This is a genomic window from Pseudomonas sp. M5A4_2d (assembly GCF_053345295.1).
The window spans coordinates 324173-337305 of the sequence record NZ_JBKEZW010000001.1; the positions used below are offsets into that span (position 1 = coordinate 324173).

Consider the following 13133-nt stretch of genomic DNA (forward strand, 5'->3'; position numbering starts at 1 on the left):
CGTTGCTTGTTTTTCGTTTTTTATGCAAATCGCGACGCGCTTCGTGGTGCGGTGTTGGCTCGTCATTGGGTTCGCGTCTGCCTTGGCTAAACGTTAAATGTCCATGCAGGCCACCTTGCCGTGGTTGCGGCTCTATACTGTCGGCTTACTGAATTGGGCGGTGGCCAGGTTGCTCGCGAGTTAATCGTCTGGACGGATGAACCCGTCATCAATAGTCAGTCCGGCTCTTACCGCGAAAGGATCGAGAAGAACTATTCCGAGCGTTTGGCATGAAGATTCGCAATTACGACGAGTTCAAAACGCTGATTACTGGGGCTTGATGGCCGCAGCTGAGTGCGATCCAGTCATTACTGCCAGTGAGTTACGCCGCTGACGTTGCCAACGCAATCAGCGGCGTTCCCCGACCAATAGTTTCCCCGGTCGCAACACCAGCCACAGTGCCCCCGCAATCAACACCCCGCCATACAAGTGCGCCATCGACAACGGCTCATTCAATAACAACGCCCCCCACAACACCCCGAATGGCGGAATCATGAAGGTCACCGTCATCGACTTGACCGGCCCAATGGATGACAGCAAGCGGAAGTACAGGATGTAGGCAAACGCTGTGCACACCAGTCCCAACCCCAGCAGTGACGCCCACACCTGCCAGCCGCCCCAACTTGCTGGAGGGTGGGTGATGGCGCTGTAGGCAAAGAACGGCAGCAAAAACAGGGTAGCGCCCAGCATGCTGCCCAACGCCGCGAGTCGGCTGTCCAGGCCGCCACGTTGATCGAGCCAGCGCCGTGCGAGGAAGCCGGCAAGGCCATAGCAGGTAGTGGCCAACAGGCAGGCCAATGCGCCCATCAGTAATTCCAAATCAAACGCCACCGGCCCCGCGCGCGTCAGCACGCCTACGCCAAACAAGCCCAGGCTGACCCCGGCGATTTTCGACGGCGTCAGGCGTTCACTGAAGAACAGCCCGCCAATCAACACACCCATCAACGGCGTGGTGGCATTGAAGATCGCCGAATAACCCGCCGGCAACACTTGGGCCGCCACCGAGTACATGGTCGCGGGAATCCCGGAGTTGATCACGCCCAACAGCAGGACGGTCTTGAATTTGCCCTGGAAGTCCCAGTTCACGCGCATCAACGTGAGGATCACCAGCAAGCCCGCCGCTGCAATCGAGACGCGAAAAAACGCCGTCGGCACCGTACCGATTTCCGGCGCGATGATGCGCATGAACAGGAAGCTCGCGCCCCAAATGGCAGCCAGCCCCAACAGGTACAGCGTGTCGACAGGTCTCACGGAACACTCCTACATCAATAAGGCGGCGAGTGTTGCCTAGAGGCCTGCCTGACACAATCGCTAATTACAGGGCAAACCGCGTGACCAGGCCATTGAGGTCCACTGCCAGGCGTGACAGCTCCTGGCTGGCCGCCGAGGTCTGGGTGGCGCCGGCGGCGGTCTGGGTGGACAGGTCGCGAATGTTCACCAGGCTGCGGTCGACGTCACGGGCGACCAGCGCTTGTTGTTCGGCGGCGCTGGCAATGACCAGGTTGCGTTCGCTGATCTGCGAAATGGCGGCGGTGATTTTTTCCAGGGCGCTGCCGGCGCTATTGGCCCGTTGCAAGGTCTGGCCGGCGTGTTCAGCGCTGCTGTTGAGCGCGTCGACGGTGCCCTGGGTGCCTTGCTGGATGCCGTTGATCATCTGCTCGATTTCTTCGGTGGAATCCTGTGTGCGCTGCGCCAGGGAGCGCACCTCGTCGGCGACCACCGCAAAACCACGCCCGGCCTCGCCTGCGCGGGCAGCTTCGATGGCGGCGTTGAGTGCCAGCAAGTTGGTTTGCCCGGCGATACCGCGGATCACTTCCAGCACTTTGCTGATGTCCTGGGCCTGGACCGCCAGGCCCTCGGCCTTGTTCGACGCGCCGAGCACTTCGTCCACCAGGTTCTGGATCGCGCTGATGGTTTCGCTGATCTGGTAGTGGCCGTGCTTGCTGTCTTCGTCGGACGCCTTGGACGCCTCGGCGCTGGACACCGCATTGTTCGCCACTTCATCCACGGCTGCGCTCATCTCGTTGACGGCGGTCGCGGCCTGTTCGATTTCATCGTTCTGCGCTTGCAGGCCGCGGGTGCTCTGTTCCATCACCGAGCTCATCTCTTCGGCGGCAGAGGCCAGTTGCTGCGCCGACTCGCTGATACCGCGAATGGTGGTTTTAAGCTGGTCCTGCATGGTGGCCAGGGCCGTCAGCAATTGCGCCGGCTCGTCGCTGCCATTCACTACAATCGGCCGGCTCAGGTCGCCACCGGCAATGGTGCGCGCCACAGCCAGCGCCTGGCCGAGCGGTGCCGTGATGCTGCGGGTCAGTAGCCAGGCCAGTAATAAGGTCGCAATAAATGCGCACACGATGATCAGGCCAACCACCCATTGCGCGCTGGCGTACATCTGCGCTGCCGAGTCGGCCGCGGCTTCCACGCCTTTCTGGTTGAAAGTGATCATGTCCTCCAGGCTTTTATTGAGGACGGTGCCCTGAGGACCGAGGCGGGTGGTGAGCAGGTCAATGGCGTCTTGCTGCTGGTCCTTGTCGACCTGTTCAACCATCTGGCTGACGATGCTGTTGTAGGTGTTCACGTTAACGTTGAGCTGCTTGAGCATCGCCCGTTCTTCATCACCGCTGAGCAGGCTTTCGTGGTGTTCAAGCAGGGTTTTGAGTTCGTTGCGTTGGCTGGCGATCAGGCTTTTGCTGTTGTCGCGGATCCGGGACTCGTCGGTAGTCGCCATGCGCATGGATTCCAGGCGGATGCTGGCAATGCAGGCAGCAGCGTCGTGGATATTCTCGATGCTCGGCATCCACGACTCTTCGATGATCAGCGCGCTTTCACGCAGCTTGGCCATCTGGCCCAGGCCAAACAGACCGACAATCACCAGCATGCTGGCCAAAACCCCGAAACTCAGACTGGCGCGCAGACCGATTCGCATATTCCTCAATGACATCTTGGTGCTCCTTAGGCGATTAGAATCTGTTCCCGGACCGGTCTTCTGACCTTGTTAGGGTGGGAGAGGGCGCGCTATATATCAAAGTGCCATCAAGGTGGTAATCAGGGTTTCCCTTACGGTGTATCAAAGCGGTTACAGGTGTTGTGAATCTGTGACAGCACAGGTTTTTTCCAGCGCCAGCGCCAAGCCACGCGGTTATGGGTCTACAGCGGTGTGCCAGGGGACTTTTCGGTGTATTTACTGACCGCTTGGTCGAGTTGTGAAATTTGAAAATAAATGTACAAGTCACGCGAAGGTGTACAGATACGCCCTGAAAATCATCCTTCTCCTGCCTCGTTTCACTGGCTAAGCTCAGGGCTTCCAGATGCCCGTCCGAGGTTTCCCGCATGTCGCAATCCGCCCTCGCCATCGCCCGCATGATCCTCGATGGCTTCGACGATTACCGTGAGCACTTTCGCCAGATCACCGACGGCGCCCGCGAACGTTTCGAAAAGGCCCAGTGGCAGCAGGGGCAGGCGGCTTCGGCGGCGCGTATCAACTTGTATGAAGATAAGGTGGCTGAAGTGACGGCGCGCCTGCGGGCCGGCTTCGACGAGGCTGCCTTGCTGGAGATCGACACATGGCCCCTGGTCAAGAGCGCGTATATCGGCCTGATCGACCTGCGCTTTGACGATGAGTTGTCCGAGACCTGGTACAACTCGATCTTCTGCGGCCTGTTCAGCCATGACCTGATCAGTGATGGCTGCATGTTCATCCACACCACACGGCCCAGCCTGCGCCGTGCGCGTGCGGCGCAGACCAGGACCTATAAACCGACGGGCGACCTGGCGTTGACGCTGGCGCAGATCTTCGCCGATTACCGTTTCAGCGAACCCTATGCGGACCTGGCGGCCGACGTGCGCCGGCTCGAAGCCCAACTGCGCGAGAACCTGCCGGACTGGGTATGCAAAGACCCGGACCTCAACGTCGAGCTGTTTTCCTCGGTGCTCTACCGTAATAAAGGCGCCTACCTCGTAGGGCGCATCTATACCCGCGACGAACAATGGCCGCTGGTTATTCCCCTGCTGCATCGCGAAGGGCGCGGCATCCAGATCGACGCGCTGATCACGGACGAAGCCGATGTGTCGATCATCTTCTCTTTCACCCGTTCCTATTTCATGGTCGACGTGCCGGTGCCGGCGGAATTCATTGGCTTTCTCAAGCGCATCCTGCCCGGCAAGCACATCGCCGAGTTGTACACCTCCATCGGGTTCTACAAGCATGGCAAGTCGGAGTTCTACCGCGCGCTGATCAACCACCTGGCCACCACCGATGATCAATTCATCATGGCACCCGGCGTGCGCGGCATGGTCATGAGTGTGTTTACGCTGCCGGGCTTCAACACCGTGTTCAAGATCATCAAGGACCGTTTTTCACCGTCGAAAAACGTCAATCGCGCCACGGTGATCGAGAAGTATCGCCTGGTAAAAAGCGTCGACCGGGTTGGGCGTATGGCCGACACCCAGGAGTTCGCCGACTTCCGTTTCCCCCTGAGCAAGTTCGAGCCCGAGTGCCTGGCCGAGCTGCTTGAAGTCGCTGCCGGTACGGTGGAAGTGGAGGGCGACAGCGTGCTCATCCGCCACTGCTGGACCGAACGGCGCATGACCCCGCTCAACCTTTACCTCGACAACGCCAACGCCGCCCAGGTGCGCGAAGCCCTTGAGGACTATGGCCTGGCCATCAAGCAACTGGCGGCGGCGAACATATTCCCCGGCGACATGCTGCTGAAGAACTTCGGCGTTACCCGACACGGTCGCGTGGTGTTCTACGACTACGACGAAATCTGCTTCCTCACCGAGGCCAACTTTCGGCATATCCCCGCACCGCGTACCCCCGAGGATGAAATGGCCTCTGAGCCCTGGTACTCCATCGGCCCGCTCGACGTGTTCCCCGAGGAATTCCCGCCCTTTCTGTTTGCCGACGCCGGCCAGCGCAAGCTGTTCAATGAGCTGCATGGCGAGTTGTACAACGCCGATTATTGGAAAGGCCTGCAGGAGGCGATTCGCGCCGGCAAGGTCATCGACGTGTTCCCGTACCGGCGCAAAGACCGTGATAGCGAATGAGGGGCGCGCGCATTGGCGGTTTTCTGCGACAATCCGCCCCCTGCATAAATAGACGACCCAAACGCATCTGATGACTGACCAAGCGCCCGCTATCGACCAACTGCTGAAAAACCTCGATCACGCCATGCTCGCCGACCGCCACCGCTTGCGGCGCCAGTTGCTTGAACTGCGCAAGAAGCCCGATGAGGAGAAGCTGGCGCAGTGGGTTACGCGCATGCAGGCGTCCTGCGCCCAGGTGACGGCGCGGCGTGCCAGCCTGCCGGTGATTCGTTATGACGACAGCCTGCCGATTGCCGCCAAGCGCGACGAGATCAAAGAGGCACTCCTCAAGCATCAGGTGCTCATCATTGCGGGCGAAACCGGCTCGGGTAAGACCACCCAGTTGCCGAAGATCTGCCTGGAAATCGGTCGCGGCCAGTACGGTTTAATCGGCCACACCCAGCCGCGCCGAATTGCGGCGCGCAGCGTCGCCAGCCGTGTCGCTGAAGAACTGGCGACGCCGCTGGGCGCGCTGGTTGGCTATCAGGTGCGCTTCGAAGACCAGAGTGACTCCAACACCCTGATCAAGCTGATGACCGACGGTATTTTGCTGGCGGAAACCCAGAACGACCGCTATCTGGAACGCTACGACACGATTATCGTCGACGAAGCCCACGAGCGCAGCCTGAACATCGATTTTCTGCTCGGCTACCTGAAAACCCTGCTGCCGCGTCGTCCGGACCTCAAAGTCATCATCACCTCGGCGACCATCGACCTGGAGCGCTTTTCCAAGCACTTCGACGATGCGCCGATTGTCGAAGTCTCGGGCCGCACTTTCCCGGTGGACACCTGGTATCGCCCGCTGACCCTGGAGCAGGACGAGGAGGGCAACCGTGTCGAGGACGATTTGACCGTTGACCAGGCAATCCTCGCCACCCTTGATGAAATTGCCGCCTATGAGCGCAGCGAACGGCGCAGCCCCGGTGATGTGTTGGTGTTTTTGCCGGGTGAGCGCGAGATTCGCGACGCCGCCGACATGCTGCGCAAGGCCCAGCTCAAACACACCGAAATTCTGCCGCTGTATGCGCGGCTGTCACCGGCCGAACAGCAGCGTATTTTCCAGTCCCACCCGGGTCGGCGCGTAGTGCTGGCGACCAACGTGGCGGAAACCTCGCTGACCGTGCCGGGCATTCGTTATGTGATCGACAGCGGCACCGCGCGTATCAGTCGCTACAGCTATCGCGCCAAAGTGCAGCGCCTGCCGATCGAGGCGATTTCCCAGGCCAGCGCCAACCAGCGTAAAGGCCGGTGTGGCCGTGTTGAGCCGGGCATCTGCATCCGCTTGTACAGCGAAGAGGATTTTATTGGGCGCCCGGAATTTACCGACCCGGAAATTTTGCGCACCAACCTTGCTGCCGTCATCCTGCAGATGCTGCACCTGCGCCTCGGCGAAATCACCGACTTCCCGTTTATCGAGCCGCCGGATGGCAAGGCCATCAGCGACGGTTTCAACCTGCTGCAAGAACTCTCGGCGGTAGACCGTAACAGCCAACTGACGCCACTGGGTCGCCAATTGGCGCGTCTGCCGGTGGACCCGCGTATGGGGCGCATGTTGCTCGAAGCTGCCAAGCTCGGCAGCTTGCAGGAGGTGTTGATTGTCGCCAGTGCGATGTCGATCCAGGACCCGCGCGAGCGCCCGCCCGAGCGTCAGCAAGCCGCCGATCAGGCCCACGCACAGTGGAAGGATGTGGATTCCGACTTCGCCGGTTTGGTTAACCTGTGGCGTGGTTTTGAAGAGCGGCGCCAGGCACTCACCGCCAGCCCGTTGCGTAACTGGTGCCGCAAGAACTTCCTGAATTACCTGCGGCTGCGCGAGTGGCGCGATTCCCATCGCCAGCTCAGCCTGATTTGCCGCGATATGCAGTTGACCGTTAACAAAGAGCCGGCGGACTTTGCGAAACTGCACAAAGCCGTGCTGTCCGGTCTGTTGAGCCAAATTGGCCAGAAGACCGAAGACGGCGATTACCTCGGCGCCCGTCAGCGGCGCTTCTGGATTCACCCGTCCTCGGGTATCGGCAAAAAACGCCCGCAATGGCTGATGACCGCTGAACTGGTGGAAACCACCAAGCTGTATGCGCGCATGGTGGCGAAAATTGATGCGGACTGGATCGAGCCCCTGGCCGGGCACCTGATCAAGAAAAACCACTTCGAACCGCACTGGGAGAAGAAGCGCGGCCAGGTCGTGGCGTTTGAGCAGATCACCCTGTTCGGGTTGATTGTGGTCGGGCGGCGGCCGGTGCATTACGGGCCGATTGACCCGGTGGTGTCGCGCGAGCTGTTTATCCGCGAAGGTCTGGTGCGGGGCGAGATTCAATCCCGGGCCAAGTGCCTGACGGCGAACCAGCAACTGCTGGAGCAGCTTGATGAACTGGAGGCCAAGGCGCGGCGTCGCGACATTCTGGCAGACGAAGAAACCCTCTACGCCTTCTACGACGCGCGGCTGCCGGCGGAGATCCACCAGACGGCCACCTTCGACAGCTGGTACAAGGTCAACAGTCAGAAAGACCCGCAATTGCTGATCATGCGCGAGGAAGACGTGCTGGCCCGCGAGGCCAGTGAAGTCACCGCCGCGCATTACCCGGACACCCTTCACCTGGGCGACTTGGCCCTGGCCCTGAGCTATCACTTTGAACCCAACCACCCGCGCGACGGTGTGACCCTGCGTGTGCCGGCACCGCTGCTGCCGGCACTGCCGCCGGAGCGTCTGGACTGGCTGGTGCCGGGGGTGATCGAAGCCAAGTGCATCGCGCTCGTGCGCAACTTGCCCAAGGCGCTGCGCAAAAACTTTGTGCCAGTGCCGGATTTCGTCAAGGCGGCGCTGCAACGTATCGAATTTGGCCAGGGTTCACTGCCCCAGGCGCTCGGGCGCGAATTGCTGCGCATGACGGGCGCAAGGGTCAGCGATGAAGCCTGGGCCGAAGCGGCGCAGCAGGTGGAAAACCACCTGAAGATGAACCTGGAAGTGGTCGATGGCCAGGGCAAGTTCCTCGGCGAAGGCCGCGACTTGGCCGAGCTGACTGCACGCTTTGCCGAGGCCAGCCAGGCTGCCTTGGCCGTGCCGCAAACCGCGAAAAGCCAACAGCCGGTTGAGGCCAAGGTGTTCGCGGCGGTGGCGGAGAAGACCCAGCAAAAGATCGCCGGCCTGTCGATGACGGTCTACCCGGCGCTGGTCGAAGAGAACGCTACGGTCAAGGAAGGGCGCTTTTCGACGGCCGCCGAAGCCGAGTTCCAGCACCGCCGCGCCTTGCAACGCCTGCTGATGCAACAACTGGCGGAACCGGCCAAGTTCCTGCGTGGCAAATTGCCCGGGCTGACCGAGTTGGGCCTGATGTACCGCGAATTGGGGCGCATTGACGCGTTGGTGGAAGATATTTTGCTGGCCAGCCTCGACACCTGCGTACTGGACGGCGAAGCCAGCCTGCCGCGAGACGGCGCGGGCCTGGCCGCCCTGGCCGAGCGCAAGCGTGGCAGCTGGACCGAACACGCCGAGCGCCTGGCCCGCCTGACCCTGGAGGTGCTGAAACTGTGGCACGGCTTGCAGAAGCGTTTCAAAGGCAAGATCGACCTGGCCCAGGCTGTGGCGTTGAACGATATCAAGCAACAGCTCAGCAACCTGGTTTATCCCGGTTTTGTCCGGGAAACGCCGGCGCAGTGGTTCAAGGAATTACCGCGTTTCCTCAAGGCCATCGAGCTGCGCCTGGAGAAGTTGCCAAGCCAGGTGCAAAAAGATCGCGTTTGGAGCGCTGAGCTGGGCGGCCTGTGGGCGCAGTACCAGAACCGCCTGAACAAACACGCCCAGGAAGGCAAGCGCGACCCCCAGTTGGCACTCTATCGCTGGTGGTTGGAGGAATATCGGGTGTCGTTGTTTGCCCAGCAGTTGGGCACCAAAGTGCCGATTTCCGACAAACGTTTGAGCAAGCAATGGAGCCTGGTGGAGGCTTGACGTGGTTCTTGGCTAACCCGACACACCCCATCCAATGTGGGCGCTGGCTTGCCCGCGATGCTGACACCCCGGTGTCTGATTGATATCGGGTCGATGCCATTGCAGGCAAGCCAGTTCCCACAGATGAATCGTGGGTTTATCCGGCAAATGGCGCCAAATCCCCAGGGTTGTGGCAAACTTCGCGGTTATAAATGCCGGGATCGTCGTAATGGGCTGGTGCGCAGCCGCGGCGCGATGGAATAAAGCGTTGCCAGTTTGATGCCCGCTGGACGGGATCGAACGACTTAAAGTTTGGTACGACGGTACCAATATCTTCTGCCTGACAGATTTAGAGGAACGACCGTGCATAACGTCGTCATCAGCGGCACTGGCCTGTACACCCCGGCCAACAGCATCTCCAACGAAGAGCTGGTGCAGTCTTTCAACGCCTACGTGCAGCAGTTCAACAGCGACAACGCTGCCGCCATCGAGCGCGGTGACGTGCAGGCGCTGACCGAGTCCAGTGCGGCCTTTATCGAAAAGGCGTCCGGCATCAAGAGCCGTTTTGTCATGGACAAGGACGGTATCCTCGACCCGCAGCGCATGGCGCCGCGCCTGCCCGAGCGCAGCAATGACGAGTGGTCGGTACTCTGCCAGATGGCCATCGGCGCTGCCGAGCAAGCCCTGCAGCGCGCCGGCAAGACGGCTGCCGACATCGACGGCGTAATCGTTGCCTGCTCCAACCTGCAACGCGCCTATCCGGCCATCGCCATCGAAGTCCAGGAAGCCCTGGGCATCGCGGGGTTTGGTTTTGACATGAACGTGGCCTGCTCCTCGGCCACCTTCGGTATCCAGAACGCCGCCAACAGCATCCAGCTGGGCCAGGCGCGGGCGATCCTGATGGTCAATCCGGAAGTCTGCACCGGTCACCTGAATTTCCGCGACCGCGACAGCCACTTCATCTTTGGTGATGCGGCCACTGCGGTGATCCTCGAGCGCGCCGACCTGGCGACCTCCGAGCATCAGTTCGACGTGGTGAGCACCAAGCTGCTGACCAAGTTCTCCAACAACATCCGCAACAACTTCGGCTTTCTCAACCGCACGGCGGAAGAGGGTATCGGCGCGCCAGACAAACTGTTCGTGCAGGAAGGCCGCAAAGTCTTCCGAGATGTCTGCCCGATGGTCGCCGAACTGATCGCTGTGCACCTTGAAGAAAACCAGTTGAATGTCTCCGACGTGAAGCGGTTCTGGCTGCACCAGGCCAACCTGAGCATGAACCACCTGATCGTAAAAAAACTGCTGGGCCGTGAAGCCTCGGTGGAAGAGGCGCCGGTGATTCTCGACACCTACGCCAACACCAGTTCGGCCGGTTCGGTGATTGCGTTCCACACCTACCAGGATGACTTGCCCAAAGGCTCCGTGGCAGTGCTCAGTTCGTTTGGTGCGGGCTATTCGATCGGCAGCGTGATCCTGCGCAAGCGCTAAACGTGGTCAATGTGGCATCGGGTTTGCCACACTGACTGGGTTTGCACTTTGAAATAGAGGTTCCAATGGCGGCAGCGGACGACGCGCACCTGCTTGAACGGCTGCTCAAAGGCGAGCAGCGGGCCTATAAAGAATTGGTCACGACCTACCAGAGCGCCATGCGCGCGGTGGCCTATGCGATTGTCGGCCAGCGTCACGCCGACGAAGTCGTGCAGGACGCCTGGCTGTCGGTGGTGCGCAACCTGGCCAAGTTCGAAGGGCGCTCCAGCCTCAAGACCTGGCTGCTGACCATCACGGCCAACTCGGCCAAGGGCCGCTATAAACAAAATCGACGGGAAGTATTGCTCGACGATTTGCCCTCACCCCATGGCACCATCGGTGACGATCGCTTCGTCCCCGACGACGGGCACTGGGCTGTCGCCCCCTACGCCTGGCACCAGGACACTCCGGAAGCCCTGCTGACCGAGGATGAGCTGCGCAAATGCCTCGAGCATACGTTGCTGAGTTTGTCGGAGTTGCAAAGCAGTGTGCTGGTGCTGCGTGAGCGCCAAGGTTTGGAGTTGGAGGAGATTTGTAATCTTCTGACGCTCTCGCTCTCCAATGTTCGTGTGCTGTTGCATCGAGCACGGCTTAAAGTCTTCGCCACGGTGGAGCATTTTGAGGAAACGGGCGAATGTTGACCTGTAAAGAGCAAGTGGCGCGGTCCAGTGACTATCTCGATGGGCAATTGACCTTTCGTGAGCGTCTGCTGGTGCGTCATCACTTGATGTTCTGCCCTAATTGCCGGCGATTTATCCGCCAGATGCGCCTGATGCAGGCGACGCTGAAAATCATGCCGGAGGCGCCGGTGAAAGATGCTGATGCATTGGCTGAACGGCTCGCGGCCGAACGGTTGAAAGATCAGTAACGGCGGGGCAGAGGCAGACTCGCGTGGGTGAGTCGAACGGATGAGGGGGATCGGCCCACCCACGCAAAGCTGTTGAAATCACCTCGGGCCGTCCTGGCCCAAGGCTTGTTACACACACATTTAGAACTTGGCTTCAGCATCCAACTGCAGGGTGTTGGTGTTGGCATCACGCTGGGTGCGGCTGGCGTAGTCAGCCTTGGTCAGGAAGTACGTGGCGCCGAGGGCAAAGTTCTTGTCGATGTCGTAGCTGACCTTCATCTTGTGACCGCGCGAACCGGTGGTGCCGTTGGCAAAGTCCGAGTCGGTGAAGGCGCCAACCACGGCGTCACGCTGGATATCACGGTAGTTGTAGTCCAGGTTGAAGCCGAACACCTTGGACTTGGCACCGATCAACCACGCGGTGTCCTGATCGGTCACGGCATCGTTGTTTTTCACGTACTGGCCGTAGAACGCCAGGGGCACTGCCAGGCCGCCGATGTCAGCCTGGGCGAAACCTTCATACAGGCGGAATTGGTTGTCGGCCGAGTTGCCGTTGACTGCCAGTGCGCAAGGCGTAGTGGTCGTCGTGCACCGGCTGTCCTTGTCGTTCTGGTAGGCGTAGACACTGCCGCCCAGGGTCATTTTCAGGTTGTCGGTGACCGAGAAACGCGTCCCCAACTGGCCGGATGTCAGGCGCAGGTCGTGGCGAAATTGCACGCCGTCGCCGTCGACGTTGTCCTTGAGGTTGTAGTTACCCAGGCTGCCGAACAGCTCTGCGCTGCTGCCCAATGGGTATTTGTAGGTAAGGGCCAGGCCTTCCGGGTTGATGTCGCTGTCCCAGATCACATCGCCCATGTTCACCCACGGCTGCAGCATCTTGCCGCCGATCACGTGCAGGTTCTTGATCTGATCCGGGTGATAGTCGATGTAGCCCAGGTCCAGCCAGATCGACTTCTTGTCGAAGTAGTTGTCCTGGTCCTGGTTGGTGGACCGCGCGTCGTCGCTGCTGCCGGTGGCAATGCGAATGCCGGTGTCCACTTGCGAGTTGACTTCGGTGTACGCACCCAGGCGGGCACGGATGCGCTGGCGGTCCTTGTCACGGCCACCGTTGTTGGATTCGCCCTGAATCTTCACGGTTTCCTGACGGAAGCGCACGTCCCCCTTGAGTTGGGTGCGGGCGGCCCACGCCAGCTTCTGGTCGAACACGCTCAGGTCGTTGGTTTTTTTCGCGGTGGCCGCGATCTGTTCGTTGGTCTCTTGTTGAGCTTGCTGTGCGATCTGCTTTTCTTTCTGGTCTTTGGCCAATTCCGCTTGCAGTTCGGTGTACTGCGCAGCGGTGATCTGGCCGTTGGCCTTGAGCATGTCGAGCAATTTAGCGTCGACTGCAGCGCTGACCGGAACGCTGAGGGCCAGCAATAGGCCGCCACACAGGACCGCCGCAGTTTTAGTGGAAGCAAGACGCATATCAATCTCCGAAAGTGAGGAGGGATGGCAAACCATCCAGGACACAACCGACCGATGACGGACGGAAAATAGCCGCCTGCTAGAACCAGGCGCTCTAAAAAACAGGCGTCAGTATCGCGATCACTTATGACGAGACAGTGGCTAAGTGATGTCGTGAAGATGACAAATTATTTAATAACGGAACCAATTGTTTCTGGGTTTGTCCGGCGTGGTTCGAGGTGTGCCCAGCGCTGTGATAGGCGATACTCGCGA

General features: G+C 60.2%; 8 protein-coding genes. 5 read left to right on the forward strand and 3 right to left on the reverse strand.

All coding sequences use genetic code 11. The annotated features are described in order from the left end of the window. Positions 1–387: 387 nt before the first annotated feature. Together ACLBW8_RS01485 and ACLBW8_RS01490 are read right to left on the reverse strand one after the other, a co-directional pair. Positions 388–1290, reverse strand: a complete 903-nt coding sequence (locus tag ACLBW8_RS01485; protein ID WP_447804401.1) for a DMT family transporter — start codon at positions 1288–1290, stop codon at positions 388–390. 64 nt (positions 1291–1354) lie between these two features. Beyond that, positions 1355–2980 carry a methyl-accepting chemotaxis protein gene (locus ACLBW8_RS01490; protein ID WP_447804402.1) on the reverse strand — a complete coding sequence of 542 codons (1626 nt, stop codon included), beginning with the start codon at positions 2978–2980 and terminating at the stop codon, positions 1355–1357. A gap of 389 nt (positions 2981–3369) precedes the next feature. Here ACLBW8_RS01490 and aceK point away from each other — a divergent pair, with 389 nt between their 5' ends. The 5 genes from aceK to ACLBW8_RS01515 all read left to right on the forward strand — a co-directional run bounded on the left by aceK (position 3370) and on the right by ACLBW8_RS01515 (position 11438). Then, positions 3370–5085, forward strand: coding sequence for a bifunctional isocitrate dehydrogenase kinase/phosphatase (gene aceK / locus ACLBW8_RS01495; protein WP_447804403.1), 1716 nt, complete (start codon positions 3370–3372; stop codon positions 5083–5085). Between the two features lie 70 nt (positions 5086–5155). Then, positions 5156–9067, forward strand: a complete 3912-nt coding sequence (gene hrpA / locus ACLBW8_RS01500) for an ATP-dependent RNA helicase HrpA (RefSeq protein ID WP_447804404.1) — start codon at positions 5156–5158, stop codon at positions 9065–9067. Between the two features lie 342 nt (positions 9068–9409). Next, the gene (locus ACLBW8_RS01505; RefSeq protein ID WP_064453548.1) at positions 9410–10531 is read left to right on the forward strand and encodes a beta-ketoacyl-ACP synthase III; all 1122 of its coding nucleotides are present in this window, start codon (positions 9410–9412) and stop codon (positions 10529–10531) included. 65 nt (positions 10532–10596) lie between these two features. Next, positions 10597–11211 carry an RNA polymerase sigma factor gene (locus ACLBW8_RS01510; protein ID WP_064453547.1) on the forward strand — a complete coding sequence of 205 codons (615 nt, stop codon included), beginning with the start codon at positions 10597–10599 and terminating at the stop codon, positions 11209–11211. After that, positions 11205–11438 (forward strand): anti-sigma factor family protein, encoded by a 234-nt coding sequence (locus tag ACLBW8_RS01515; protein WP_447804405.1) that lies wholly within the window; start codon positions 11205–11207, stop codon positions 11436–11438. The genes ACLBW8_RS01510 and ACLBW8_RS01515 overlap by 7 nt, the downstream gene beginning before the upstream one ends. Positions 11439–11558: 120 nt before the next feature. Here ACLBW8_RS01515 and ACLBW8_RS01520 read toward each other — a convergent pair whose 3' ends face one another. After that, entirely contained in the window at positions 11559–12881 is a 1323-nt protein-coding gene (locus tag ACLBW8_RS01520) for a putative porin (protein WP_064453545.1), read from the reverse strand. Positions 12882–13133 lie beyond the last annotated feature (252 nt).

Bases quoted from the DNA above. Each gene is read 5' to 3' on its own strand.
- ACLBW8_RS01490 (WP_447804402.1), bottom strand. From the start codon at position 2,980: ATGTCATTGAGGAATATGCGAATCGGTCTGCGCGCCAGTCTGAGTTTC.
- aceK (WP_447804403.1), top strand. From the start codon at position 3,370: ATGTCGCAATCCGCCCTCGCCATCGCCCGCATGATCCTCGATGGCTTC.
- hrpA (WP_447804404.1), top strand. From the start codon at position 5,156: ATGACTGACCAAGCGCCCGCTATCGACCAACTGCTGAAAAACCTCGAT.
- ACLBW8_RS01510 (WP_064453547.1), top strand. From the start codon at position 10,597: ATGGCGGCAGCGGACGACGCGCACCTGCTTGAACGGCTGCTCAAAGGC.
- ACLBW8_RS01515 (WP_447804405.1), top strand. From the start codon at position 11,205: ATGTTGACCTGTAAAGAGCAAGTGGCGCGGTCCAGTGACTATCTCGAT.
- ACLBW8_RS01520 (WP_064453545.1), bottom strand. From the start codon at position 12,881: ATGCGTCTTGCTTCCACTAAAACTGCGGCGGTCCTGTGTGGCGGCCTA.